Genomic DNA, 26,221 nt, shown 5'->3' with positions numbered 1-26,221 from the left:
GATTTTAGTTTCTGTTTGTAACCCTTAGTCGTGGCGACAAAACCCAGCAGCGAGCAGTATATTTTGGGCGAGATTTTAAGCCTTTTGTTAGAAAAACACCATATCCCTATCAAGCGAGCGTTTGGCATTGGTGGGGGGACGATGAATATCCATCCGGCGTTAATTAGGGGCGATTTTGATTTGTATGTGGAATATACCGGCACCGCTTGGGTGAATACGCTCAAAAACCCTTTGACTCAAAAAGTGGATTTTGAAACGATTAAAAAGCGTTATGAGAAGGAATTCAATCTTTTATGGGTGGGGCTTTTGGGCTTTAATAACACCTATTCCTTAGCGATTTCTAAAGAAGACGCTCAAAAATACGCTATTGAAACTTTCAGCGATTTAGCCTTTCATAGCCCAAATTTTGATTTTGGAGCGGAGTTTGACTTTTTTGAAAGAGAGGACGCTTTTAAAGGCTTAGTGAAAGCCTATCCATTCCATTTTAGAAGTTTGCATGAAATGGATATTAATTTGCGCTATAAAAGTTTTGAATCCCATAAAATCAACGCTTTAGATGTCTTCACTACAGACGCTCAAATCAAAGAGTTGGATTTAAGAGTGCTTAAGGACGATAAAGGGTTTTTCCCCAATTATCAGGCCGGTATTGTTATGAGAAAAGAAATTGTAAAAAAGTATCCGGAAGCGTTAAAAATCTTAGAAAAATTGGATTCAAAATTTAGCGATGAGGTGATGCAAGATTTAAACTATCAGGTGGAAGTGTTGAAAAAAAGCCCCCAAATAGTCGCTAAAGAGTTTTTAGAGAGATTAGGGTTATAGCATGAAAGAAATCGTTACAATAGAGAATGTGTCTTTTAACTACCACAATCGCGCTGTTTTTAAGGATTTTAATTTAAACATTCAAGAAGGGGATTTTTTATGCGTTTTAGGGGAGAGCGGGAGCGGTAAAAGCACGCTTTTAGGCTTGATTTTAGGGCTTTTAAAACCCAGTTTGGGGAGCGTTAAAATCTTTAATGAAACCCTTTCAAACAACGCTTTTTTACGCCAAAAAATAGGCTATATCGCTCAAGGCAATTCCTTATTTTCTCATTTAAACGCCCTGCAAAACATGACTTTTTGCCTTAATTTGCAAGGCATGGACAAAGAAAGCGCTCAAAAAGAGGCCAAAGCCTTAGCGTTAAAAATGGGGTTAGAGGAGAGCCTTATGGATAAATTCCCTAACGAATTGAGTGGGGGGCAAGCCCAAAGGGTGGGCATTATTAGGGGGATTATCCACAGACCAGAACTCATTTTGTTAGACGAGCCTTTTAGCGCTTTAGATAGTTTTAATCGTAAGAATTTGCAAGATCTCATCAAAGAAATACACCAAAATTCTCACGCTACTTTCATTATGGTAACGCATGATGAAAGCGAGGCTCAAAAGTTGGCCACAAAAACCCTAGAAATCAAAGCCCTTAAATAAGAGCCGTGATTTTAAGGCTGATTTAAAAATTCTGGCGTGGTGTTGTTGGTGGGCGTTTGCATAGAAGAATTAGAGCTGTTTGAAGTTTTTTTAGCGGGTTTTTCATTGAATGGGGGGGCTTTATAGCCGCAAGCTTGAATCGTTATTGCTACAAGCGTTAAAAAGCATGTTAAGATCAGTTTATGGAACAAAATATTTTCTCCTTACTCATTCAAAAAAAGTCTTATAAAAAGCTTGAAACTCTTTTGAAACTCAAAAAGCTTAAGGTTTTTATGCCTTTAAGTTTACAAGAAAATTTGCTTTTTATCTTCATAAAAGACTCTAAATTGCTTTTTGCGTTTAAAGATCTTTGGGCTTCTAAAGAATTTAACCAGCGATTCGCTAAAGAAATCAGCCATTTTTTAAACGCGCAAGGGCATGCTTATGGGTTTGACGGGTTGAATGGGTTAGAAATTTTAGGCTATGTGCCTAAAGATTCCTTAGAAAAAGCCAATTTTTATGCCCCCATTAAAAAACAAGCCCGTTTTTATCGCCCTAGCGCTTTAGGGTTGTTCCATAACCCCATTAAAGACGCTCGTTTGCATGAATGTTTTGAAAAAGCGCGCGCTTTGATCCACTACCAACGAAGTTTTTTTGAGGAATGAATGGCTGATTTATTGTCCAGTTTGAAAAACCTTTCTCATAGCAGTGGCGTGTATCAATATTTTGACAAAAACCACCAATTACTCTATATCGGTAAGGCGAAAAATTTAAAAAAGCGCATCAAAAGCTATTTTTCTGTCCGCAATAATGAAATCACGCCCAATTATCGCACCAGCTTACGCATCCAAATGATGGTCAAACAGATCGCTTTTTTAGAAACCATTTTAGTGGAAAACGAGCAAGACGCTTTGATTTTAGAAAATTCTTTAATCAAGCAGCTCAAACCCAAATACAACATTCTTTTAAGAGACGATAAAACTTACCCTTATATTTACATGGATTTTTCCACTGATTTCCCTATCCCTTTAATCACACGAAAAATTTTAAAACAGCCTGGCGTTAAATATTTTGGGCCTTTTACGAGCGGGGCTAAGGATATTTTAGACAGCTTGTATGAATTGCTCCCGTTAGTTCAAAAGAAAAATTGCATCAAAGATAAAAAGGCATGCATGTTTTATCAAATAGAGCGTTGTAAAGCCCCATGCGAGAATAAAATCACCAAAGAAGAGTATTTGAAAATCGCTAAAGAATGTTTAGAAATGATTGAAAATAAAGACAAACTCATCAAAGAGCTTGAATTAAAAATGGAGCGCCTTTCTAATAACTTGCGTTTTGAAGAAGCCCTCATTTATAGGGACAGGATTGCAAAAATCCAAAAAATCGCCCCTTTCACTTGCATGGATTTAGCCAAACTCTACGATTTGGATATTTTTGCTTTTTATGGCAAGGGTAATAAGGCGGTGTTAGTGAAAATGTTTATGCGTAGGGGTAAAATCATTTCTTCATCGTTTGAAAAAATCCACTCTCTCAATGGGTTTGACACTGATGAAGCGATGAAACAAGCCATTATCAATCATTACCAATCGCATTTGCCTTTAATTCCAGAACAAATCTTATTGAACGCTTGTTCTAATGAAACGCTTAAAGAATTGCAAGAATTTATCTCTCACCGATACTCTAAAAAAATCGCTCTTAGTATTCCTAAAAAAGGCGATAAGCTCGCTTTAATAGAAATCGCTATGAAAAACGCTCAAGAGATTTTTAGCCAGGAAAAAACCTCTAATGAAGATCTGATTTTAGAAGAAGCGCGATCGCTCTTTAAATTAGAGTGCATGCCTTATAGGGTGGAAATCTTTGACACAAGCCACCATGCCAACAGCCAATGCGTGGGGGGAATGGTCGTGTATGAAAACCATGCATTTCAAAAAAACTCCTATCGGCGCTACCATTTAAAAGGCTCTAATGAATACACTCAAATGAGCGAATTGCTCACCAGAAGGGCTTTAGACTTTGCCAAAGAGCCGCCGCCTAATTTGTGGGTGATCGATGGAGGGAGGGCGCAATTAAACATCGCTTTAGAAATTTTAAAAAGCAGCGGGAGTTTTGTAGAAGTGATCGCTATTTCTAAAGAAAAAAGGGATTCTAAAGCTTATCGCTCTAAAGGGGGCGCTAAAGACATTATCCACACCGCTAGCGATACTTTTAAATTGCTCCCTAGCGACAAGCGCTTGCAGTGGGTGCAAAAATTGCGCGATGAAAGCCACCGGTATGCGATAAACTTCCATAGATCCACTAAACTTAAAAACATGAAACAAATCGCTCTTTTAAAAGAAAAGGGTATAGGAGAAGCCAGCGTGAAAAAATTGTTGGATTATTTTGGGAGTTTTGAAGCGATAGAAAAAGCGAGCGAGCAGGAAAAAAACGCTGTTTTAAAAAAACGAATCTAAAGGAAAAAACATGAAAAAAAGATTGAATATAGGGCTTGTGGGTTTAGGGTGTGTGGGGAGCGCGGTCGCTAAAATCTTACAAGAAAATCAAGAAATCATTAAAGACAGAGCCGGCGTGGAAATCATGATTAAAAAAGCGGTGGTGCGAGATGTGAAAAAGCGCAAAGGCTACCCTTTTGAGATCAGTAATGATTTAGAAAGCCTGATAGAAGATGAAGAGATTGATATTGTCGTGGAGCTTATGGGTGGGGTGGAAGCGCCTTATCTTTTAGCTAAAAAAACTTTAGCCAAACAAAAAGCCTTCGTTACAGCCAATAAAGCCATGTTAGCGTATCACCGCTATGAATTAGAACAAATCGCTAAAAACACCCCCATAGGCTTTGAAGCGAGCGTGTGTGGGGGTATCCCTATTATCAAGGCTTTAAAAGACGGCTTGAGCGCTAATCACATCCTTTCTTTTAAAGGGATTTTAAACGGCACCAGCAATTACATTTTAAGCCAAATGTTTAAAAATCAAGCGAGCTTTAAGGACGCTTTGAAAGACGCCCAACATTTAGGCTATGCGGAATTAAACCCTGAATTTGACATTAAAGGCATTGATGCGGCGCACAAATTATTGATTTTAGCGTCTTTAGCCTATGGCATTGATGCGAAATTAGAAGAAATTTTAATTGAAGGCATTGAAAAAATAGAGCCAGACGACATGGAGTTTGCTAAAGAATTTGGTTATAGCATTAAACTTTTAGGCATCGCTAAAAAACACCAAGATTGCATTGAATTAAGGGTGCATCCAAGCATGATTAAAAATGAATGCATGCTCTCTAAAGTGGATGGGGTGATGAACGCTATAAGCGTTATAGGGGATAAGGTGGGCGAGACTTTGTATTATGGGGCTGGGGCTGGGGGAGAGCCTACCGCAAGTGCGGTCATTAGCGATATTATAGAAATCGCAAGGAAAAAAAGCTCTCTAATGCTAGGCTTTGAAACCCCTCAAAAACTCCCCCTAAAACCCAAAGAAGAGATCCAATGCGCTTATTATGCGCGTTTGTTGGTGAGCGATGAAAAAGGGGTTTTTTCTCAAATTAGCGCGATTTTAGCCCAAAATGATATTTCGCTCAACAATGTTTTACAAAAAGAAATCCCGCATTCCAACAAGGCTAAAATCTTATTTTCCACGCACACCACCAACGAAAAATCTATGTTAAACGCCCTTAAAGAGCTTGAAAATCTAAAAAGCGTGCTAGACACCCCTAAAATGATCCGTTTGGAACATTGAATGCGCTTTTTGAATAACAAACACAGGGCAAAGGGCTTGAAGGCTGAAGAAGAGGCCTGCGAATTTTTAAAAACGCTGGGTTTTGAAATGGTGGAGAGGAACTTTTTTTCAAAATTTGGCGAAATTGATATTATCGCTTTGAAAAAAGGGGTTTTGCATTTCATTGAAGTCAAAAGCGGGGAAAATTTTGATCCCATTTATGCGATCACGCCAAGCAAATTAAAAAAGATGATTAAAACGATCCGCTGTTATTTGTCCCAAAAAGATCCCAATAGCGATTTTTGCATTGACGCTCTTATTGTGAAAAATGGTAATTTTGAGCTTTTAGAAAATATCACTTTTTAGATTTTTATCCAAAATCAATGCGTTTTCATTAACATTCTTAAGCTAATATAATTCTCGTTAATCAAAATCATATATTTAGGAGTAACCAATGAGTCACTATATTGAATTAACTGAAGAAAATTTTGAAAGCACCATTAAAAAAGGGGTTGCGTTAGTGGATTTTTGGGCGCCATGGTGTGGGCCTTGTAAGATGCTATCCCCTGTGATTGATGAATTAGCCAGCGAATATGAAGATAAGGCTAAGATCTGTAAGGTCAATACCGATGAGCAAGAAGAACTGAGCGCGAAATTTGGTATTAGGAGCATTCCTACGCTTTTATTCACAAAAGATGGCGAAGTCGTCCATCAGTTGGTGGGCGTGCAAACTAAAGTTGCTTTAAAAGAGCAATTGAACAAACTTCTAGGCTAGTAGCCATGATAGATTGCGCAATTATTGGAGGTGGTCCTGCCGGTTTGAGTGCGGGGCTTTATGCCACTAGAGGCGGTGTTAAAAACGCCGTTTTATTTGAAAAAGGAATGCCTGGGGGGCAAATCACTGGCAGTAGCGAGATTGAAAATTATCCGGGCGTTAAGGAAGTGGTGAGCGGGTTGGATTTCATGCAACCATGGCAGGAGCAGTGCTTCCGCTTTGGCTTAAAGCATGAGATGAGCGCTATTCAAAGGGTTTCTAAAAAAGACTCTCATTTTGTTATTTTGGCAGAAGATGGCAAGACTTTTGAAGCTAATAGCGTGATTATCGCTACCGGTGGTAGCCCTAAACGCACAGGCATCAAGGGCGAGTCAGAATATTGGGGTAAAGGCGTTAGCACTTGTGCAACATGCGATGGCTTCTTTTACAAAAATAAAGAAGTAGCGGTGCTTGGTGGAGGCGATACCGCCGTAGAAGAGGCGATTTATCTGGCCAACATCTGCAAAAAAGTCTATCTCATCCACAGAAGAGATGGTTTTAGGTGTGCGCCTATCACTTTAGAACATGCCAAAAACAATGATAAGATTGAGTTTTTAACCCCTTATGTGGTAGAAGAAATCAAGGGCGATGCTTCTGGCGTGTCTTCTTTAAGCATTAAAAACACAGCCACTAATGAAACAAGAGAATTAATCGTGCCGGGGTTTTTTATTTTTGTAGGTTATGATGTGAATAACGCCGTGTTGAAACAAGAAGACGGCTCCATGCTATGCAAATGCGATGAATACGGCTCTATTGTCGTGGATTTTTCCATGAAAACGAATGTTCAAGGCTTGTTTGCAGCAGGAGATATTCGCATTTTTGCCCCTAAGCAAGTGGTTTGTGCTGCAAGCGATGGCGCTACGGCAGCCTTAAGCGTGATTTCTTATTTAGAACACCATTAAATCAAGCTTATAACCCTAAATTTAGGGTTATGAGTTCTCGCTTCAAACATTCATTGGATCTTTTAAAGCTTTTTTGTAGCCGTGATGCGATTTTATTCGCAAAGTTTTATTGTAAAACAGAGCCTAAAAACGATATACTCTATTAACAATTATGGGAGTTTAAGCTTTGCGTGTTTTTATTATTTCTTTAAATCAAAAAGTGTGCGATCAATTTGGTTTAGTTTTTAGAGACACCACAACTTTACTCCATAATATCAATGCCACCCACCACAAGGCACAAATTTTTGATGCGATTTATTCTAAAACTTTTGAAGGCGAGTTGCACCCCTTAGTTAAAAAGCATTTACACCCTTATTTCATCACGCAAAACATCAAAGACATGGGGATTACAACCAACCTAATCAGTAGGGTTTCTAAGTTTTATTACGCTTTAAAATACTATGCGAAGTTTATGAGCTTGGGGGAGCTTGGGTGCTATGCGAGCCATTATTCCTTGTGGGAAAAATGCATAGAGTTAAATGAGCCCGTTTGTATTTTAGAAGACGATATAACCTTGAAAGAGAATTTTAAAGAGGGATTGGATTTTTTAGAAAAACACATCCAAGAACTAGGCTATGCGCGTTTGATGCATTTGTTGTATGATGCCAGTGTAAGAAGTGAGCCATTGAACCACAAAAACCACGAGATACAAGAGCGTGTGGGCATCATTAAAGCTTATAGTCATGGGGTGGGGACGCAAGGCTATGTGATCACGCCCAAGATTGCCAAAGTTTTTAAAAAATGCAGCCGAAAATGGGTTGTTCCTGTGGATACGATAATGGACGCTACTTTTATCCATGGCGTGAAAAATTTGGTGTTACAACCTTTTGTGATCGCTGATGATGAGCAAATCTCTACGATAGCGCGAAAAGAAGAACCCTATAGCCCTAAAATCGCCTTAATGAGAAAACTCCATTTTAAATATTTGAAATATTGGCAGTTTGTATAGCCAATAATAAACATACTAAAGAGCGTTTTAAAGCGTCAATTGCTCCCATTTGATTAGAATAAAATTGGTTTTTAATCGCCTTTAAAAATGGATTAAAATTTTAAATGGATTTTAAAAGGGTTTAACCCCTTTTAGCTTCTATGCGCAATTAAGACGCATCAAGAGAATGGAAGTGCATTAGAAAATTATTTTCTAATGCTACTAAAACTTTTTAGGATTAGCTTCAGTTACCCTAATCGTTCTGCCCATAAAATCCGTATTGTCTAATTTAGCAATCGCTTCACTAACGCCCTCTTCTTGCATTTCTACAAAGCCAAAACCTTTAGGTTTCTTCGTTTCTCTATCATAAATCAGCTTGACATTAAAAACTTTGCCAAATTGACTGAAAAGCTCCTTAACTTGCTCGCTGGTAGCACTATAAACCAAATTCCCTACATAAATGTTTTTCAAGATAAAATTCTCCGGTAAAAAAATAACAACATACCCATAAGAATATGAAAAAGTTATAAAAAAGTAGCACTTCTAAAACCCAAACACATCCAAAACAGAAGTATGGTGAATTTTATCTAATGATTGCTTAAAAAATTATAAAAGCTATTAAAATTGGGTATTGATAATAAAATAGAACTTACACAAGCAAGCGGTAATTTTAAAAAGCACAAAAGATAAGGGGAGCATGGTTTCAAAATCACCCCCCTATCCTTTTAAGCTTTACCATAAAACAAAGTTTTAAAAAACAATATTAAAGCCAAACAAGAATGTTTTGCTTAATGCCCCTCATCGGTTAAAACAGCCCCTGCCAAATACACATAAGTGAGGATCATAAAAACAAAAGCTTGTAAAATCCCCATAAAAAACAAGACCATAAAGGGCGCTACAGGAACAGCCCAAGGCACTAATAAAAGCATGATGAGCAAGAACATGTCATCGCCCTTGATATTCCCAAACAAACGAAACGATAAAGACACAATCCTAGAAAAATGCGAGATAATCTCAATAGGAAACATGAAAGGGGCGAGCCATTTCACAGGACCTGCAAAATGAGCGAAATACTTAAAAAAGCCCTGCACTCTAATGCCTTCAAAATGGTAATAAAAAAACACAATCAGCGCTAAAACTAGTGTAAAGCTCCAACTGGCCGTAGGGGATTCAAAACCAGGAATGATGCCTATCATGTTAGAAAAAAAGACATACAAAGCGATCGTGCCTGCTAGTGGGAAATATTTGCGGGCTAATTCTTCGCCTATAATATCCTTAGCCACGCTCAAAATCGCGCTAATGATGCTCTCATACACATTCTGCAAACCCATAGGCACCATCTGCATTTTGCGCGACGCGCCAAGCGAGATTAAAAACATCAAAACCGCCGTCAAAACAACAAAAAACCCGGTGATAAAATCATGATTGGAGCTAAAAAAATTAGCAATAGTAAATACTCTGTGTTCCATGAAAAAGTTTCTCTAAGCCTTATTGAAAATTTCCTTAATTGTAGCAATTAAGTTTTAAAAACTCATTAAACCAAGCTTTTTAACGAGTTTTTTAACGATTTGTCTTATTTTCTTTTAAAATTCACCCATAATAATTAGGGGCTTCTTTAGTAATATCCACGCCATGCACATGGCTTTCTTTTAACCCCGCGCTAGTGATTTCTACAAATTCAGCGTTTTGATACAATTCCAAAATATTTTTCGCCCCCTGATACCCCATAGAAGAGCGCACGCCCCCCACTAATTGGAAAATCATATCCGAAACCTTACCACGATAAGGCACACGCCCCTCAATGCCTTCTGGGACTAATTTTTCACTCGCCACGCCCTCTTGAAAATACCGATCAGAACTCCCTTTTGTCATGGCCCCAATGCTGCCCATTCCCCTATAGCTTTTATATTGCCTCCCTTGATAGATCATAAAATCCCCCGGCGATTCTTCTGTGCCAGCGAGTAAAGAACCTATCATCACGCTTGATGCCCCCAAAGCCAGAGCCTTAGCCACATCGCCTGAATAGCGAATCCCTCCATCTGCAATCACAGGAATATCAAATTTAGACGCCACTTCTACGCAATTATCAATCGCGCTCACTTGAGGCATTCCCACCCCAGCCACAATCCTAGTGGTGCAAATGCTTCCTGGTCCAATACCCACTTTAACAGCGTCCGCCCCCGCGCTAATCAAATCGCTTGTGGCTTCTTTAGTAACCACATTCCCCACAATCACATCCACTACCAAGCTTTTTTTAATCTCTTCTAAAGTGTGTAAGATATTAGCTGAATGCCCATGCGCGCTGTCTAACACCAACGCATCCACCCCAGCTTTAACTAACATTTCAGCCCTATCCAACTGCCCCACTCCAATAGCCGCCCCCACTCTCAACCTCCCAAAATCATCTTTGTTAGCCTCAGGGTATTCAATGCGTTTTTGAATGTCTTTAATCGTGATCAAGCCTTTTAAAACATTATCCTTATCCACAATGGGCAATTTTTCAATCTTATGCTTGTGCATCAAATCGCTCGCTTCATCTAAACTAATGCCCACACGAGCGGTAACTAAAGGCATTTTAGTCATCACATCGCCCACTTTTTTACTCAAATCGGTTTCAAAGCGCACATCTCTGTTGGTTAAAATCCCAATCAACAACCCCTTATCATCTACCACAGGCACGCCTGAAATCTTGTAATTATCCGTTATGACTTTAGCGTCCGCTAGCGTCCTGTGCGCATGGATAAAAATAGGATCATTAATCACCCCGCTCTCGCTTTTTTTAACCTTAGTGATTTCTTTAACTTGCGTTTGAATATCCATGTTTTTATGCACGATGCCAATACCCCCAAGGCGTGCCATAGCGATAGCGGTTTTATGCTCTGTAACCGTATCCATAGCCGCACTGATAAAGGGGATATTCAAACTAATGTTTTTAGTCAGGCGAGACTTTAAGCTCACATCTTTAGGTAAAACGCTGGATTTTCTAGGCACCATCAACACATCCTCAAAAGTCAAAGCCCTTTGTAAAATTCTCATTTTCTATCCTTAATCTAATTTTAAATCTAATTCTTGCTCTAAAGCGTAAGAAACATCTAAAAGGCTTTGCTCATCAAAAGCCTTAGCAATGAATTGCATCCCTATAGGCAAGCCTAAAGGATCTTTAGCGACCGGTAAAGAAAGGGCCGGCAAACCGCTCAAATTCGCCCCAATCGTGTAAATATCGCTCAAATACATTTCTAAAGGGCTTGCATGGTAATTGAATAAATGGGCACTCGTGGGAGCTACAGGGGTGAAAATCAAATCCACTTCTTCAAAAATCTTGTTGTATTGCTCTTTAATCATCAAACGCATTTGCTGGGCTTTCAAATAATAAGCGTCATAATACCCGCTGCTTAAGACAAAATTCCCTAACATGATGCGCCGTTTCACCTCATCGCCAAAACCTTCACTGCGGCTTTTGAGATACAATTCTTTCAAGTCTTTAATATTTTGAGCCCTCCTCCCATAACGCACCCCATCAAATCTGGCCAGATTCGAACTCGCTTCAGCCATGCTGATAATATAATAGATAGAGATTTGATAATGCGAATCCAACATCCTTTTTTCCACAATCTCATGCCCCATTTCTTTCAAGGCTTTAAGGGTGTTTTCATAAGCGAGTTGCACTTCATTGCTCGCATCTTTAATGTGATCTCTTAAGATAGCGATCTTAAAGCGTTTTTCTCTGTTAAGGTTTTTAAAGGTTTGCGTGGGTTTGAGATTTGCGCTCGTGGAGTCCTTGCTATCATGCCCGCTAATTGCGTCAAATAAAATAGAAGCGTCTTCTACATTTTGCGTGATAGGCCCGATTTGATCAAAACTAGAACAATACGCAATCAAACCATAACGGCTCACTCTCCCATAAGTGGGCTTTAACCCCACGCACCCGCAATAGCTCGCCGGCTGCCTGATAGACCCGCCCGTATCGCTCCCTAAAGCCGCCACCGCTAAGCCGCCAGCCACAGCTGCTGCGCTTCCTCCGCTACTCCCTCCAGGCACTCTGTTTTTATCTCGTGGGTTTTTAGTGATCCCATAGCAACTAGACTCCGTGGTGCTTCCCATCGCAAACTCGTCCATGTTAGAAAGCCCAAACCCTGCCATGCTGTTTTGGTGCAAGTTTTCAATCACGCTCGCATGATAAGGAGCGATATAGCCTTCTAAAATCTTACTAGAGCAAGTAACTTCCCACCCCTTAACACTGATATTGTCTTTAATAAGGATTGGCACCCCTTTAGCGCTAGTGCCATTAAGGCTAGGGGCTTTAATATAAGCGTTCAAATCTGAAGCTCTAACCTTAGCGTCAATTTCGTTTTTAAGGGTTTCTAATTCATCTTGGGATAAAGAAAGGGCTTGTTTTAAAGTGATCATGTTTTTAGCCTTACAAAAAATTTAATGGTAGTTTAACATGCTTAGATACAAAACGAGCTTATAAGAGCGTTTTTAAAAAGCGTTCAACTTGCTTATTTAAATCTTTTAAACTGGAGCTGTTGTCTATAATGCAATCGCTCATGGCGCGTTTTTGCTCTATATCCATTTGACAAGCTAAGCGCTGCAAAATTTCAGCTTCTTTGAGTTTGTCTCGCTCTAAAAGGCGCTCAATTTGTAAGGCCCTAGGCGCATAGATTAAAACCACCTTACTCACAGGATAGCATTTTTTACCCCCCACTTCAAAAAACAAAGGGATGTCTAAAAAATACGCTTGATGATTCTTTTCTAATTCATAGGCTTTTTTAAGCATGCGCTCACGGATTAAGGGGTGTAAAAAATCCTCTAGCCATTTTAACTCATTAGCATTTTGAAACACGATAACGCCAAGTTTTTTTCTGTTTAAAATGTCCTTTTCTAAAATATCTGATCCAAAATGTTGGGCGATTTTAAACCGGTGCTCTTGCAATAATTGATGGGCGATCTTATCGGCATCTAAAATTTGATAACCTTGCGATTCTAATATTTTAATGGTGGTGCTTTTACCGGTGCCTATCCCCCCTGTTAGAGCGATAGCGTTTTTTAAAACCATTTTAAGATTTGATATTGTCTTTCAAGACTTCTTGTAAATTTTTAGGCAAAGCGAATGCAGCCCTATGAATGTCTTCGTTATAGTATCTCACGCTTTTTAGCGCTTCTATTTTTGGCGCCATTAAATCTTTTAAGGGGTGGGTTTTAAAAGAAGCGTAAATATAACCCTTATTGCTCAAAATCCTTAAAGGCGCTACAAAAGGCATGGCAACAGAAAAAAACTCGCCCATGTTTTTAAGGGCGTTTTGCATGCTCACATGCTCTAATAATGGGTGTTTGGCTACAGAAATAAACACCCCATCTTCTTTAAGCATTCTTTTTAAACCATCCATTTTATGAATATCTGGCTCTTGCAAGCAAAGAATCAAATCGTATTTTTTAATGTCTAAATCTAATAGTTGTTTAGCGTGCGTGAAATTTTTGTTGTTTTTCACTTCATGGAAATGGGGGAAAAAACTAATGAAGCTGTCTAAAATCTTTTCATCCGCTTGCACAAAATCTATATGCGTGTCGTATTTAAAAAGCTGGTGGGCTAATTCCAAATCAAACCCATCCACAATCAAAACCTCTTTAAGCTCTTTTTTAGTGCAACCCCCCATATGAGCGAGCAACTCGCTTTCAATGTGCAAAAAATTCTTAAACAGCAACTGGCAATTAAGCATCGCAATTTCGCCAAAATCCTTAGATTTAAAAATCTCTAAGATATTATGCTCGCTTCTAACATCTAATAATTTCGCTTCTATGGTGTATTCTTTACGCAAATACGGCGTGATTTCTTGGGTGATCCACATAAACACTCCTTAGCTTACTTTTTAACAATATCCATGCCTTTGAAATGCTAACATGCTACCTAAAAAATCTAAAATATTGTAACAAAAGCCTAGCTTTGGCATTCTAAAAAAAGTTCCGTATCGCTCTTAAAGCGCTCTTTTTTAAAATCCAAATCAATACTGATGGCTTTATGCTGGCTGTCTAATTTATCGGTTGAATGCTTTTTTAACACCATTTGACACTTTTGAATTTCAATGGCGTCTAAAGCCTTATCCCCTATCGTATAAAAATCATCGCTCTTTTTTTCTAAGAGAAAGGATTCATAAAAAGGCCTTAAACTCAAATCGCTGTTATTGGTGGTATAAACATACGAAGAAATTTTGCCCTTAAATTGCGCGATTTGCGTTTTAGTGTCATTAAAAGTGAAAGTTTGGATCTGGCGATCTTTATCGTTTTGATCTTTTAAAAAACGCTTCAATGCTTTGGATTTGATTTCTATCAGCCATTGATCCCCTTCTTTACTCATCATAATATCCCCGTCCTTTAGGGGGTAGAAATTTTGTTGGGAATATTCAATGAGTTTTGGATCTTTTGTTTTTCTTTTTGGTTTGTAAAGGAACGGGTTTTTTGCATCGTTATTGGCAGTGTTAGTATTATTGTCAGACTCATTTTGGTTTAAGGGCGGGTTTTTTGTATCGTTATCGCTTGGCTCATTCAATAAAATCACAGAAGTTTCAGGGTTAAAAAAATCGTCTTCATCTTTAGTCAGTTGGGCCAAAGCGTCTCTTTCTTCTGTAGGCTGATGCACCATGTTTTGTAAAAAAATCGTTTCGCTAAAGACTTCATAATCCGAATCCACATAGCTAGGGCGTTTAGATCCGTCATTTTCTTGCTCTTGGGCTTTTTTTTGCAATTGGATAAACCTCTCTTGCGAGCAAGCTAAAAAGCCTATTAAAACCACTACTACCACGCCTATTTTTTTGACTAAAAACAATGCTAGACCCTTATTTAAGCTTTAAATAACTATAATATTGTAATCTAATTTTGATTAAAGTGAAACTACAAGTAAAATGAATACAAGCCATAAAACTTTAAAAACCATTGCGATTTTAGGCCAGCCTAATGTGGGGAAAAGCTCGTTATTTAACCGCCTGGCTAGAGAAAGGATCGCTATCACTTCAGATTTTGCAGGCACTACACGAGACATTAACAAACGAAAAATCGCATTGAATGGCCATGAAGTGGAATTGCTAGATACAGGGGGCATGGCTAAAGACGCTCTTTTGTCTAAAGAAATCAAAGCCCTTAATTTAAAAGCCGCTCAAATGAGCGATTTGATTTTATATGTTGTGGATGGTAAGTCTATCCCTAGCGATGAAGATCTTAAGCTTTTTAGAGAGGTTTTTAAAACCAACCCTAACTGCTTTTTAGTGATCAATAAAATTGATAACGACAAAGAAAAAGAGCGAGCTTACGCGTTTTCTTCTTTTGGCATGCCAAAGAGTTTTAATATTTCCGTTTCGCACAATAGAGGCATTGGCGCCTTAATTGATGCGATATTGAGCGCACTGGATTTGAATCAAATCATAGAGCAGGATTTGGATGCGGATATTTTAGAAAGCCTAGAAAATAACGCACCCAAAGAAGAAACTAAAGAAGAAGAGATCATTCAAGTGGGCATCATTGGGAGGGTGAATGTGGGCAAAAGCTCGCTCTTAAACGCGCTCACGAAAAAAGAAAGGAGCCTTGTTTCTAGCGTGGCTGGCACTACCATTGACCCCATAGATGAAACCATTCTAATAGGCGATCAAAAAATTTGCTTTGTGGATACCGCTGGCATCAGGCATAGGGGTAAAATTTTAGGCATTGAAAAATACGCGCTAGAACGCACGCAAAAAGCCTTAGAAAAATCCCACATCACGCTTTTAGTTTTAGATGTGAGCGCTCCTTTTGTGGAATTAGACGAAAAGATCAGTTCCTTAGCAGATAAACACTCTTTAGGCATCATTCTTATTTTAAACAAATGGGACATCCGCTATGCCCCTTATGAAGAGATCATGGCAACTTTAAAAAGGAAATTCCGCTTTTTAGAATACGCCCCCGTTATCACAACCAGTTGCTTAAAAGCGCGCCATATAGATGAAATCAAGCATAAAATCATAGAAGTCTATGAGTGTTTTTCCAAACGCATTCCCACGAGCTTGCTCAATAGCGTGATCAATCAAGCCACCCAAAAACACCCCTTGCCAAGCGATGGAGGGAAATTAGTGAAAGTGTATTACGCCACGCAATTTGCCACCAAACCCCCTCAAATCTCTCTTATAATGAATCGCCCTAAAGCCTTGCATTTCAGTTACAAACGCTATTTGATCAACACCTTAAGGAAAGAATTTAATTTTTTAGGCACGCCTTTAATCCTTAACGCTAAAGATAAAAAAAGCGCCCAACAAAATTAAATTTTTTATGCTTTAAACCCCCTTAAAAAAGCGTCTTTGCTTGATTTATCTTTAGGATTTGATTATAATTACCGCTCAATCAGTCAAGCTAGGCGTTAAATCGCTTGGTTTTGGCATCTATTAGAAAAGGGGTTATCCACATGAACAAAGCGGAATTTATTGATTTGGTTAAAGAAGCGGGCAAATACAACAGCAAAAGAGAAGCCGAAGAAGCGATCAATGCCTTTACTCTAGCGGTAGAAACGGCTTTAAGCAAGGGTGAAAGCGTGGAATTGATTGGTTTTGGCAAATTTGAGACCGCAGAGCAAAAAGGCAAAGAAGGTAAAGTGCCAGGAAGCGATAAAACTTATAAAACTGAAGACAAGCGAGTGCCTAAATTCAAACCCGGCAAAATCCTTAAACAAAAAGTTGAAGAAGGCAAATAAATCTGATCCACTCAGCAAGGGGCTTACCAATAGGTTGTGAGTTTCTTGCTTTCTTATGTCCTTGTAGCTCAGCTGGATAGAGCGTATGATTCCTAATCGTAAGGTCGTGGGTTCGAATCCCGCCAAGGACACCACTCGCATTATTTTTACTATCATAGGAATTTAAAACAATCGTTGTTGGTGTTTTTGATGAAAGGTTGGTGGTTAAAAGAAATTAAAAACTCTTTTTGAATCGTTTTAAAAATTTAACCTTATTCTTAAAAAGCGCTCAAAAAATTTCATTTTATTTCTCATCTTATTTAAAAAATTTTCAAAGCATTTTTTACAATTAAAAAGATCTTGAAAAAAAATAAGCCATAACCTCTTAAAAAAGCGCTCTTTAGGGGGTTTTTAATCTAGGGTTGTAGGGGGAATTTTTCAAAATACCCCCTACACCCTTAAAGAAATGAATTTAAAAATCAAACTTAAAAAATGAGTTTTATCATAAAATAAAATCTTAAAACGATAAAATCAAGCCATTAAAATCCCTTTTTTAAAAAAAATAAATCATAATCCCCTAGACTTTACATTAAAACCCACTAGCCTTATAAGCTTAATAAGAATATCCGCATGACAAATCCATTCAAAAATGATATAATAGACTTGATGAACTCATTTTAAGGAAAATGCCCATGCGTTTGCACACTGCCTTTTTTGGTATTAATTCATTGCTTGTTGCCGCTCTTTTGATAAGTGGTTGCAGTCTCTTTAAAAAGCGTAACACTAATGCGCAGCTAATCCCCCCTTCAGCTAATGGCTTGCAAGCCCCCATTTATCCCCCGACCAATTTCACCCCCAGAAAGAGCATTCAGCCTCTCCCAAGCCCTCGCCTTGAGAATAACGATCAGCCCATCATTAGCTCTAATCCCACTAACGCTATCCCTAACACCCCCATTCTCACGCCTAATAATGTCATTGAATTGAACGCGGTGGGCATGGGTGTGGCTCCAGAATCCACCATTTCGCCCTCTCAAGCCCTAGCTTTGGCCAAACGAGCGGCTATTGTTGATGGCTACCGCCAATTGGGTGAAAAAATGTATGGTATCAGAGTGAACGCTCAAGACACCGTCAAAGACATGGTTTTACAAAATTCCGTGATTAAAACCAGAGTGAATGCTCTCATTCGTAACGCTGAAATCACTGAAACCATCTATAAAGACGGCTTGTGTCAAGTCAGCATGGAGCTTAAATTAGACGGCAGGATTTGGTATCGTATTTTGAGCGGAGCGAGAGGATAAATTCTCTTACTCTCAACCATGCGGTATTTTAGAAGCGTTTTTTCATTATTTTTCATGACGCTTTTTTTTATCTCTTGCTCCAAGCACCCCTTTCATAAACAAACCCCTAAGACTAGGGAGCAGATCAGACAAGAAGAAGCCCGTAAAAAAAGAGAAGAGACTTTGAATGCCTTGCGCCAATTCAGGCTCATTTATATTAACACGCCGGTTTTTCGCTTTTATGATTACGGCACGATCAAAACCGATAAAGACCATAATATTGAAATAACCCTTTATAAACTCAGCCAAAGAGTGGGCGATATTTATATGACTAAACGAAACATTTGTTTTAGCCAAAAATGTTCGGCTAAATGGATTGTTGCAAGGGATTTGTTTGGTAAGGTGAGCTATGGGGATTTGTTTGATGACATCGTTTTAGGGAGGGATATTTTTAAAGGTTTAGGCAAGCGCCACCTAACCCCTGAATATGTGATCCAAAGGTTTCAAAAAAGCGGGGAAATTATCCTTTATGAAAGAAAAAATGGCCTAATTTCTTTCCAGAATTTGACTCAAAAAATTGCTATTAGGATTGAACCCTATGAGCCTTCTTTGCAAGATTTAGAAGATAATGAAAACGCTGACAGCGAGCTCCAATGAAAAACTTTTCCCCACTCTATTTTTTAAAAAAGTTTAAAAAACGCCATTTAATCGCTTGGAGCTTGCCCTTGCTTTCTTATGCCAATGGCTTTAAAATCCAAGAGCAAAGTTTGAACGGCACGGCTTTAGGCTCGGCGTATGTCGCTGGGGCTAGGGGCGCTGACGCTTCCTTTTATAACCCGGCGAATATGGGCTTTACTAACGATTGGGGTGAAAACAGAAGCGAATTTGAAATGACCACCACCGTGATTAACATTCCGGCCTTTAGCTTTAAAGTCCCTACGACTAATCAAGGCTTGTATTCAGTTACGAGCTTAGAAATTGATAAAAGCCAACAAAATATTTTAGGCATCATCAACACTATAGGGCTTGGCAATATCCTTAAAGCGCTTGGCAATACGGCCGCTACCAATGGCTTGCAACAAGCTTTCAATCGTATTCAAGGGCTTATGAATCTAACCAATCAAAAAGTCGTAACCCTCGCTTCATCGCCTGACACTCAAATCGTGAATGGCTGGACGGGCACGACTAATTTTGTTTTACCCAAATTCTTTTATAAGACGCGCACGCATAACGGCTTCACTTTTGGGGGGAGTTTTAGCGCTCCTAGCGGGTTGGGCATGAAATGGAATGGTAAGGGGGGGGAATTTTTGCATGATGTTTTCATCATGATGGTAGAGCTTGCCCCTAGCATGAGCTATACTGTTAATAAGCGCTTTTCCGTGGGAGTGGGCTTAAGGGGGCTTTATGCGACCGGGAGCTTTAATAACACCGTTTATGTGCCTTTAGAGGGCGCTTCGGTTTTGAGCGCGGAGCAAATTTTAAATTTACCCAACAATGTTTTTGCCGATCAAGTGCCAAGCAACATGATGGCTTTATTAGGCAATATTGGCTACCAACCCGCACTTAATTGCCAAAAAGCCGGTGGGGATATGAGCGATCAAAGCTGTCAAGAGTTTTATAACGGCTTGAAAAAAATCATGGGCTATAGCGGTTTAGTGAAAGCGAGCGCGAATCTTTATGGCACAACTCAAGTCGTGCAAAAATCTAACGGGCAAGGCGTATCGGGGGGCTATAGAGTGGGTTCGAGTTTGCGTATCTTTGATCATGGCATGTTTTCTGTGGTGTATAATTCTTCAGTTACATTCAACATGAAAGGCGATCTAGTGGCTATCACAGAGCTTGGCCCTTCTTTAGGGAGCGTTTTGACTAAAGGCAGCTTGAATATCAATGTTTCACTCCCCCAAACCCTAAGCCTAGCCTACGCCCACCAATTTTTTAAAGACCATTTAAGAATAGAGGGGGTGTTTGAGCGCACCTTTTGGAGTCAAGGGAATAAATTTTTAGTAACCCCTGATTTTGCGAACGCCACTTACAAGGGCTTGAGCGGAACGGTGGCTTCACTAGACTCTGAGACGCTTAAAAAAATGGTAGGCTTAGCGAATTTTAAAAGCGTGATGAACATGGGAGCTGGCTGGAGGGACACCAACACCTTTAGATTAGGGGTAACTTACATGGGCAAAAGCTTGCGTTTAATGGGCGCTATTGATTATGATCAAGCTCCAAGCCCCCAAGATGCGATAGGCATTCCGGATTCTAATGGCTATACCGTGGCTTTTGGGACTAAATACAATTTTAGGGGCTTTGATTTGGGCGTAGCGGGGAGTTTCACTTTTAAAAGCAACCGCTCTAGTTTGTATCAATCCCCAAACATTGGGCAATTGAGAATCTTTAGCGCCTCTTTAGGCTATCGCTGGTAAAACATGCTAGACAATCAAACGATTTTAATCACCGGTGGCACTGGGAGTTTTGGCAAACGCTTTGCGCGTAAAGTCTTAGACACCACCAACGCTAAAAAAATCATTGTTTATAGCCGAGATGAATTAAAGCAAAGCGAAATGGCAATGGAATTTAATGATCCTAGGATGCGTTTTTTTATCGGCGATGTGAGGGATTTAGAGCGCTTGAATTACGCTTTAGAGGGTGTGGATATTTGCATCCATGCCGCCGCGCTCAAGCATGTGCCCATCGCTGAATACAACCCCCTAGAATGCATTAAAACCAATATCATGGGCGCGAGCAATGTGATTAACGCATGCCTAAAAAATGAAGTGAGCCAGGTCATCGCCCTAAGCACCGATAAAGCCGCTAACCCTATTAACCTCTACGGCGCAACGAAATTGTGCAGCGACAAGCTCTTTGTGAGCGCGAATAACTTCAAAGGCTCTTCTCAAACGCAATTTGGCGTGGTGCGTTATGGTAATGTGGTGGGGAGTCGTGGGAGCGTGGTGCCGTTTTTTAAAAAACTAATCCAAAACAAAGCGAGTGAAATCCCCATTACAGATATTCGCATGACACGATTTTGGATCACCTTAGATGAGGGGGTTTCTTTTGTGCTTAAAAGCTTGAAAAGAATGCATGGGGGTGAAATTTTTGTGCCTAAAATCCCCAGCATGAAAATGACTGATCTCGCTAAAGCCCTAGCCCCCAATACCCCTATTAAAATCATCGGCATTCGACCGGGCGAAAAACTCCATGAAGTGATGATCCCTAAAGATGAAAGCCATTTAGCCCTAGAATTTGAAGACTTTTTCATCATTCAGCCCACTATAAGCTTCCAAACGCCTAAAGATTACACGCTCACCAAACTCCACGAAAAAGGCCACAAAGTCGCCCCTGATTTTGAATACAGCAGCCATAATAACAGCAAATGGCTAGAGCCTGATGATTTATTGAAATTGCTATGAATTTTTTAGAAGATTTGTTTTACCCCTTAAGATTATTAGAAAACAAGCGCGTTTTATTGCTCGTGAGCGGCTCTATTGCGGCGTATAAATCCCTAGAATTAGTGCGTTTGTTGTTTAAAAGCGGGGCTAGTGTTCAAGTGGTGATGAGTGAGGGTGCAAAAAAATTTGTTACGCCCTTAAGCTTTGAAGCCTTGAGCCATCACAAAGTCTTGCATGATCATAATGAAAAATGGTATTACAACCACCAAAACGCATTGCACCATAACCACATCGCATGCGCTGCTAATGCTGATTTACTCATCTTTGCCCCTTTAAGCGCTAACAGCCTGTCTAAAATCGCTCACGCTTTAGCGGATAATATCATAAGCGCGACTTTTTTAGCTTGCGCTTCCCCTAAAATCCTAGCCCCTAGCATGAACACCAACATGCTCAATTCCCCTATCATTCAAAGCCATTTAAAACGCTTGAAAGATTCCAACCATATTATTTTAGACACGCAAAACGGCCTTTTAGCATGCGATACTAAAGGCGATGGGGCGATGGCTGAGCCTTTAGAAATCCTTTTTAAAGCCACGCAAACGCTCTTAAAAGACGCTTATTTTGAAAACAGAGAAGTCATCATCATGGGCGGCGCGAGCGTGGAAAAGATTGACAGCGTTCGAACGATCAGCAACCTTTCTAGCGGGATCCAAGCGAGCGCTTTAGCTCTGGCGTTGTATTTTAAGGGAGCGAAAGTAACCTTGATCGCATCAAACTTCCCTACCCCCTTGCCTAAAGAAATCGCAAGCGTTCCAGTCAGCGATACTAAATCTTATGAAAACGCCCTAAATAACGCCGCTAACAACATGCAAAAACATGCCTTAAAACCCCTACTCTTTAATTTAGCCGCCATTAGCGATTATGTGCCTAAAACTTCTTTTAACCATAAGCTTAAAAAAAGCGAATTGGGCGAAACCCTAAACATTGAATGCGTTCAAAATAAGGATTTACTGGCTTCTATCAATCCCAATCAATTCGTTAAAATCGGTTTTAAAGCTGAAGACGATCAACAAAACGCCATCAAAAACGCTCAAAATCTTTTAAAACCTTCTCAAGATAACGGCAAGGATTGCTCCATGGTTGCTTTGAATCTCATTAAAGATTCACGCCCTTTTGGCTCATTAGAGAATGAATTGTGGCTTTTTAGCCATCACAAAACCCAAAAAATCCCTTCTATGAACAAATTAGAAGCGAGCTTTAAAATCCTTGATTTTATCAAAGACAACGCCCTTTAATGCTAGAAGCCCTAAACGCCATAAACCAGCTTAACGCTCTTCATTCCAAAAACGCCGTGCACCATTTTAACGCTACCTTACCCATTCTTTTGAAGGTTTTAGAAAAACAAGATAAAGATCTTTTTCTTTTGCAAGTGGGTAATAGGATTATCCCCACCAAAAGCGAACAGGAATTGAAAATCAATCAGCCTTATTTTGCGACCATGCAAAGAAACCAGCTGGGCGATATTGTGCTTAAAAATTTAGTGCCTGCCCCAAAAATTTTAGACGCATTGGACGATTTGAGCGCTCTTGAAATGAAAAAAATCAAAGAAATATTGAGCGCTAAAGACAATACCCCTTTAAAAGAATATAAAGAACTTTTGAGCGAAAAATTAATCCATGCTAAAAATCCGCAAGAGTTTTTGAATACGGCCAACATGCTTTTAAGCTTGCAATCGCAGGTGTTAAGCTTTGTGATTGAAAACGAACGCAAAAAAGCTTTTTTGCAAGTGAAAGCCAAAAAACAAAGCGTTGATTTTTACGCTCTGTATCCTAACTTGGGCGAAATTGGCGGCGTTATTTATTTAAAGGAAAAAGAAAAACAGCTTTTTTTAAAAACCTCCCTCCAAAGGACTAAAGAAATTTTAAAAGAGGCTCAAAACACCCTTTTGGGCTTTTCTTCTGTGGAAATTGCATGCGAAAAAACCCCCATGCTTTTTGCTTTTGAAGAGCGTTTGTTGGACACGATAGGGTAGAAAACTAAAACTTGATTTTTTTAAAAAACGCTTTTTGTGGGATTTTAGAATCCCTCACGCATCGTTTAAAAGTTTTCCAACCGCTAAGGCTTTATCTTTGGCTTGCGTGATCGCGCTAATGACTGCGATACCCCCATATTCGCGCAATTTTGAAGCGTTATGCGTCGTGATGCCCCCAATCGCTATGAGAGGTTTTTTTATCCCTCTATCTTTTATTTTTTTTAAAAGCTCCACGCCTACAACTTGTTTGTCTTTTTTAGATTGTGTGGGAAAAATAGGGCCTACCCCAAAATAGGCTACGCCGTCTAAATGGCGCGCTTTTAGGGCTTGCTCTAAAGTATTGACGCTCAAACCTATAAAAAGGCACTTTTTGCATAAAGTCATTACCTCTTCTATGGCCATGTCTTCTTGCCCCACATGCACGCCATCAGCCTTTAATTCTAGCGCGAGTTGCACCTCATCATTGACAATAAAAGGCGCGCCGTATTTTTGGCATAGTTTTTGACACTTTAGGGCTAATTGTTTGATTTCAATAGGATCTTGTAGGGATAAATCGCCTTTTTGGCGGAATTGAAACGCTGTGATTTTAGATTGTAAAGCCAATTCTAAAGCGTCTAAAAGCGCGTTTATCCTATCGTTTTTGCCGCCCTTTATGTGGTAGAAGTCTTGCGAACCAGCCACAAACATGAGTTTCAAACAATTCGCATCAAACAAGCTCTTTAATACTCCATAAATTCAAAGGCCCATGCCCATGCCCAATGTTTAAAGGGTTTTGAATGATGATAGTTAAAAGCTCTTTAGCCTTTGAAATAGCGTTTTTCAAATCCAACCCTTGAGCGAGTAAGCCCACTATCAAGCTAGACAGAACACAACCCGTGCCATGCGTGTTTTTCGTGTTGAATCGCTTGGCGTTTAGGATAAATTCAGCGTCTTCTAAAAACACCCAATCGTTGCTAAATTCCCCTTGAAAATGCTCTGTATGCCCCCCTTTAATCACAGCGTTTTTAACGCCTAAATCCCTTAAAATGCCCATCGCTTTTGAAGCGCTTTTATTATCTCGCACTTGAACGCCTGTGAGCGCATAAACTTCAGGGAGGTTAGGGGTTAGTAAATGGGTTTTAGGTAAAAGGCGTTTTTTTAAGCTTAAAATCGCCTCTTCTTCTAAAAGCAAAGCCCCATTCTTTGCAACCATCACCGGATCTAAAACGCACAACCCAAAATCGCATGTTTTTAAAGTGTCCGCCACGCATTCAATGATTTGAGCGTTGCATAACGCTCCCATTTTGAACGCTTTGATAGAAAAATCATCTCTAATGGCTAAGATTTGTGCCCTCACGCTTTCAACGCTCAACGGATAAACCCCATGCACGCCCTGTGTGTTTTGCGCGGTGATGCAAGTGATCACGCTTGTCCCAAACACGCCCAAAGTTTGGAACGCTTTCAAATCGGCTTGTATCCCAGCACCCCCACCGCTATCGCTGCCGGCAATGCTTAAAACTTGCGGGTAAATTTTCACAACTCTTCCTTAATAAGGCTATTTTCTAGCTTTATGGGCAAGCTTAGAGCGTCTAAAAAATAAAACAAGAACGAACCATTAGAGCCGTTATTTTCCGACACTTTTTTTTGCGCATTAAAAGCGGCTTGTTTATAGAGCGCGCAAAGTTGCACCATAGAATCTAGGGGGTCTTTTTTCAAACTTAAAAAGCTCGCGCACGCTGCTGTGTGCAAACACCCAGCCCCAGTAATGAGCGCTAAATACTCGCTCCCCCCAGTAATGCTAAAAACTTTTTTCCCATCGCTCACATAATCTGTTTTACCCGTCATTACCGCTATCACAAAATACTTTTGAGCCGCTAGTTTGACTATTTCTATAGGCGTGGTGGCATAATGAGAGTCTAGCCCCTTACTTCCGCAAGAAATCCCCACTAAAGAGCCTAATTCTGCAGCATTACCCCTAAGAACGCTAATCCCTTCGCTTTCTAAAAGCTCTAAACTTGTGCCATGGCGTAAAGCGCTCGCTGAACACCCCACAGGATCTAACACAATGGGTTTATTCAAAGCCTTGTAATGTTTGATAGCCTCTTTAGCGCATAAAATGGTGCGTTCATTGAGAGTGCCAATATTGATAGCGAGCGCGTCAGAAATTTTTGCTAAATCTTGCATTTCAGCAATGGCATCACTCATTAAAGGCGATGCCCCTAAGGCTAATAAACCATTAGCCACGAATTGCGCCACCACATAATTGGTGATATTATGCACTAAGGGGCGTTTTTGGCGTAATTCTTTTAACATTATGAGCCTCCTTAAACTTTCTTTTATTTTACAAAGATGCGCTTTAAAATATTTTCTAATTTCAAAATTTGGCGTTTTTAGCATACCATTCAAAGGTTTCATTATAGCAAAGAATATTATTTTTTTATTCCCTGTATTTTCCATGCGTTTGTGTGGAAAATAAGCTATAATCGCCTTTTTAAAGGTCATTTTTAGGGGTTTGAATGGTATTTGACATAAGCGTAAGAGAAAAGAAAGCGGCTAAAGCGCTTGGCGGGATGAAAAAGCCTTTTTCTTCAATCAGACCTTCTTTTGCGCTCTCGGCTTCTTCATCGCTTAATTTGGCGTAATCAAAACTCGGATCGCGCTTTCGCTCTTCTTTGTTGATGTAATGAGCCATGTTTTCTGAAATGTAGCGGTAAAAAAGAATGCCTAAAACATATTGCTTAAAATCCCAGCCATCCACTGAGCCTCTCAATTCATTAGCCACTTTCCAAATGGTGTTGTGCAATTCGTTGCGTTCTAGTGAAGAAGATTTATCTGCTTGAGTGTTTTTGTTTTCCATGATAATAAGCCTCTTTTTTGTGTTGATTGGCGTTTTTTAAAAATTTAAAGGTTTTATTTTAATCAAATACCGATAACTAAAGCCTTAAATAATGCTAACCCATTCTTTAGAATAACCCGATATTTATTGTAAAATTCTTTCATTATAAAGTATTGAGATTTAACAGAATGATAAGGAT

General features: G+C 39.5%; 27 protein-coding genes, 1 tRNA gene and 3 pseudogenes. 18 read left to right on the top strand and 13 right to left on the bottom strand.

From position 1 onward, the window contains the following. Window positions 1-21 precede the first annotated feature (21 nt). Window positions 22-819: pseudogene (gene egtU, locus HPSH112_RS02840) on the top strand (ergothioneine transport permease/ergothioneine binding protein EgtU); the annotation flags it as partial. Window position 820: 1 nt separating this feature from the next. Then, the gene (gene egtV, locus HPSH112_RS02835; RefSeq protein WP_000659419.1) at window positions 821-1,462 is read left to right on the top strand and encodes an ergothioneine transport ATP-binding protein EgtV; all 642 of its coding nucleotides are present in this window, start codon (window positions 821-823) and stop codon (window positions 1,460-1,462) included. 11 nt (window positions 1,463-1,473) lie between these two features. On the opposite strand, the gene HPSH112_RS02830 is transcribed toward egtV, so the two are convergent. Further along, window positions 1,474-1,653: a hypothetical protein gene (locus HPSH112_RS02830; RefSeq protein WP_000468794.1), complete on the bottom strand. Its 180-nt coding sequence runs from the start codon at window positions 1,651-1,653 to the stop codon at window positions 1,474-1,476. On the opposite strand from HPSH112_RS02830, the gene HPSH112_RS02825 reads away from it, so the two are divergent. The 7 genes from HPSH112_RS02825 to HPSH112_RS02795 all read left to right on the top strand — a co-directional run bounded on the left by HPSH112_RS02825 (window position 1,645) and on the right by HPSH112_RS02795 (window position 7,850). Then, window positions 1,645-2,106: a hypothetical protein gene (locus tag HPSH112_RS02825; protein ID WP_000437151.1), complete on the top strand. Its 462-nt coding sequence runs from the start codon at window positions 1,645-1,647 to the stop codon at window positions 2,104-2,106. The genes HPSH112_RS02830 and HPSH112_RS02825 overlap by 9 nt on opposite strands. Further along, window positions 2,107-3,891 carry an excinuclease ABC subunit UvrC gene (gene uvrC, locus HPSH112_RS02820; RefSeq protein ID WP_000774345.1) on the top strand — a complete coding sequence of 595 codons (1,785 nt, stop codon included), beginning with the start codon at window positions 2,107-2,109 and terminating at the stop codon, window positions 3,889-3,891. A gap of 10 nt (window positions 3,892-3,901) precedes the next feature. After that, window positions 3,902-5,167 carry a homoserine dehydrogenase gene (locus tag HPSH112_RS02815; protein ID WP_000746802.1) on the top strand — a complete coding sequence of 422 codons (1,266 nt, stop codon included), beginning with the start codon at window positions 3,902-3,904 and terminating at the stop codon, window positions 5,165-5,167. Beyond that, window positions 5,168-5,512 carry a YraN family protein gene (locus HPSH112_RS02810; protein ID WP_001211675.1) on the top strand — a complete coding sequence of 115 codons (345 nt, stop codon included), beginning with the start codon at window positions 5,168-5,170 and terminating at the stop codon, window positions 5,510-5,512. Window positions 5,513-5,600: 88 nt separating this feature from the next. Beyond that, the gene (gene trxA, locus HPSH112_RS02805) at window positions 5,601-5,921 is read left to right on the top strand and encodes a thioredoxin (protein ID WP_000020197.1); all 321 of its coding nucleotides are present in this window, start codon (window positions 5,601-5,603) and stop codon (window positions 5,919-5,921) included. Between the two features lie 5 nt (window positions 5,922-5,926). Beyond that, window positions 5,927-6,862, top strand: a complete 936-nt coding sequence (gene trxB, locus HPSH112_RS02800) for a thioredoxin-disulfide reductase (RefSeq protein ID WP_000564371.1) — start codon at window positions 5,927-5,929, stop codon at window positions 6,860-6,862. A 166-nt stretch (window positions 6,863-7,028) separates the two neighbouring features. Then, window positions 7,029-7,850 carry a glycosyltransferase family 25 protein gene (locus HPSH112_RS02795; RefSeq protein ID WP_001263421.1) on the top strand — a complete coding sequence of 274 codons (822 nt, stop codon included), beginning with the start codon at window positions 7,029-7,031 and terminating at the stop codon, window positions 7,848-7,850. A 201-nt stretch (window positions 7,851-8,051) separates the two neighbouring features. Here the strand turns inward: HPSH112_RS02795 and HPSH112_RS02790 are convergent, their stop codons facing one another. From HPSH112_RS02790 to HPSH112_RS02760, 7 genes are all read right to left on the bottom strand, one after another. Then, window positions 8,052-8,300 carry an RNA-binding protein gene (locus tag HPSH112_RS02790; protein WP_000790556.1) on the bottom strand — a complete coding sequence of 83 codons (249 nt, stop codon included), beginning with the start codon at window positions 8,298-8,300 and terminating at the stop codon, window positions 8,052-8,054. Window positions 8,301-8,617: 317 nt separating this feature from the next. Beyond that, window positions 8,618-9,298, bottom strand: a complete 681-nt coding sequence (locus tag HPSH112_RS02785; RefSeq protein WP_000401225.1) for a F0F1 ATP synthase subunit A — start codon at window positions 9,296-9,298, stop codon at window positions 8,618-8,620. Window positions 9,299-9,419: 121 nt separating this feature from the next. Next, window positions 9,420-10,865, bottom strand: coding sequence for an IMP dehydrogenase (gene guaB, locus HPSH112_RS02780; protein ID WP_001221749.1), 1,446 nt, complete (start codon window positions 10,863-10,865; stop codon window positions 9,420-9,422). Window positions 10,866-10,874: 9 nt separating this feature from the next. Beyond that, the gene (gene gatA, locus HPSH112_RS02775) at window positions 10,875-12,236 is read right to left on the bottom strand and encodes an Asp-tRNA(Asn)/Glu-tRNA(Gln) amidotransferase subunit GatA (RefSeq protein WP_000631528.1); all 1,362 of its coding nucleotides are present in this window, start codon (window positions 12,234-12,236) and stop codon (window positions 10,875-10,877) included. A gap of 58 nt (window positions 12,237-12,294) precedes the next feature. Continuing rightward, a complete protein-coding gene (gene coaE / locus HPSH112_RS02770; RefSeq protein ID WP_000243306.1) occupies window positions 12,295-12,885 on the bottom strand; it encodes a dephospho-CoA kinase in 591 nt (196 codons plus the stop codon). Between the two features lies 1 nt (window position 12,886). Continuing rightward, the gene (locus tag HPSH112_RS02765; RefSeq protein WP_000265051.1) at window positions 12,887-13,675 is read right to left on the bottom strand and encodes a spermidine synthase; all 789 of its coding nucleotides are present in this window, start codon (window positions 13,673-13,675) and stop codon (window positions 12,887-12,889) included. An 89-nt stretch (window positions 13,676-13,764) separates the two neighbouring features. Then, window positions 13,765-14,649 (bottom strand): hypothetical protein, encoded by an 885-nt coding sequence (locus HPSH112_RS02760; protein WP_000480395.1) that lies wholly within the window; start codon window positions 14,647-14,649, stop codon window positions 13,765-13,767. A gap of 76 nt (window positions 14,650-14,725) precedes the next feature. Here HPSH112_RS02760 and der point away from each other — a divergent pair, with 76 nt between their 5' ends. The 9 genes from der to HPSH112_RS02715 all read left to right on the top strand — a co-directional run bounded on the left by der (window position 14,726) and on the right by HPSH112_RS02715 (window position 23,207). After that, on the top strand, window positions 14,726-16,111 hold the full coding sequence (gene der / locus HPSH112_RS02755) for a ribosome biogenesis GTPase Der (protein WP_001097836.1): 1,386 nt from the start codon (window positions 14,726-14,728) through the stop codon (window positions 16,109-16,111). A gap of 140 nt (window positions 16,112-16,251) precedes the next feature. Next, window positions 16,252-16,536: an HU family DNA-binding protein gene (locus HPSH112_RS02750; protein ID WP_001029061.1), complete on the top strand. Its 285-nt coding sequence runs from the start codon at window positions 16,252-16,254 to the stop codon at window positions 16,534-16,536. A gap of 57 nt (window positions 16,537-16,593) precedes the next feature. Then, a tRNA-Arg gene (locus HPSH112_RS02745) sits at window positions 16,594-16,670 on the top strand. A gap of 537 nt (window positions 16,671-17,207) precedes the next feature. Next, window positions 17,208-17,813 (top strand): LPP20 family lipoprotein, encoded by a 606-nt coding sequence (locus tag HPSH112_RS02740; RefSeq protein WP_001236594.1) that lies wholly within the window; start codon window positions 17,208-17,210, stop codon window positions 17,811-17,813. 18 nt (window positions 17,814-17,831) lie between these two features. Beyond that, a complete protein-coding gene (locus HPSH112_RS02735; protein ID WP_001268753.1) occupies window positions 17,832-18,449 on the top strand; it encodes an HP0838 family lipoprotein in 618 nt (205 codons plus the stop codon). Then, the gene (locus tag HPSH112_RS02730) at window positions 18,446-20,209 is read left to right on the top strand and encodes an OmpP1/FadL family transporter (protein ID WP_000788073.1); all 1,764 of its coding nucleotides are present in this window, start codon (window positions 18,446-18,448) and stop codon (window positions 20,207-20,209) included. The genes HPSH112_RS02735 and HPSH112_RS02730 overlap by 4 nt, the downstream gene beginning before the upstream one ends. 3 nt (window positions 20,210-20,212) lie before the next feature. Continuing rightward, window positions 20,213-21,196 carry a UDP-N-acetylglucosamine 4,6-dehydratase (inverting) gene (gene pseB / locus HPSH112_RS02725; protein ID WP_000886571.1) on the top strand — a complete coding sequence of 328 codons (984 nt, stop codon included), beginning with the start codon at window positions 20,213-20,215 and terminating at the stop codon, window positions 21,194-21,196. Then, window positions 21,193-22,470, top strand: coding sequence for a bifunctional phosphopantothenoylcysteine decarboxylase/phosphopantothenate--cysteine ligase CoaBC (coaBC, locus tag HPSH112_RS02720; RefSeq protein ID WP_001010002.1), 1,278 nt, complete (start codon window positions 21,193-21,195; stop codon window positions 22,468-22,470). The genes pseB and coaBC overlap by 4 nt, the downstream gene beginning before the upstream one ends. Further along, window positions 22,470-23,207 carry a hypothetical protein gene (locus HPSH112_RS02715; RefSeq protein WP_000888370.1) on the top strand — a complete coding sequence of 246 codons (738 nt, stop codon included), beginning with the start codon at window positions 22,470-22,472 and terminating at the stop codon, window positions 23,205-23,207. Before coaBC ends, HPSH112_RS02715 begins: the two co-directional genes overlap by 1 nt. 54 nt (window positions 23,208-23,261) lie before the next feature. Here HPSH112_RS02715 and thiE read toward each other — a convergent pair whose 3' ends face one another. The 5 genes and pseudogenes from thiE to HPSH112_RS02690 form a co-directional block, all read right to left on the bottom strand. Next, entirely contained in the window at window positions 23,262-23,921 is a 660-nt protein-coding gene (gene thiE, locus HPSH112_RS02710) for a thiamine phosphate synthase (protein ID WP_000458999.1), read from the bottom strand. Then, entirely contained in the window at window positions 23,914-24,723 is an 810-nt protein-coding gene (gene thiD / locus HPSH112_RS02705) for a bifunctional hydroxymethylpyrimidine kinase/phosphomethylpyrimidine kinase (protein ID WP_000708610.1), read from the bottom strand. Before thiD ends, thiE begins: the two co-directional genes overlap by 8 nt. Continuing rightward, a complete protein-coding gene (gene thiM, locus HPSH112_RS02700) occupies window positions 24,720-25,499 on the bottom strand; it encodes a hydroxyethylthiazole kinase (protein WP_014662217.1) in 780 nt (259 codons plus the stop codon). The genes thiD and thiM overlap by 4 nt, the downstream gene beginning before the upstream one ends. Window positions 25,500-25,565: 66 nt before the next feature. Beyond that, window positions 25,566-25,688 (bottom strand): annotated as a pseudogene (locus tag HPSH112_RS08725) (type I restriction endonuclease); the annotation flags it as partial. Window positions 25,689-25,740: 52 nt separating this feature from the next. Next, window positions 25,741-26,043 (bottom strand): annotated as a pseudogene (locus HPSH112_RS02690) (type I restriction-modification system subunit M N-terminal domain-containing protein); the annotation flags it as partial. Window positions 26,044-26,221 lie beyond the last annotated feature (178 nt).

It is taken from the genome of Helicobacter pylori Shi112 (genome assembly GCF_000277405.1).
In the GTDB taxonomy this organism is placed as follows: Bacteria; Campylobacterota; Campylobacteria; order Campylobacterales; family Helicobacteraceae; genus Helicobacter; species Helicobacter pylori_C.
The sequence above is the reverse complement of the archived record's forward strand: the minus strand, read 5'-3'. Positions and strand labels throughout refer to the sequence as shown.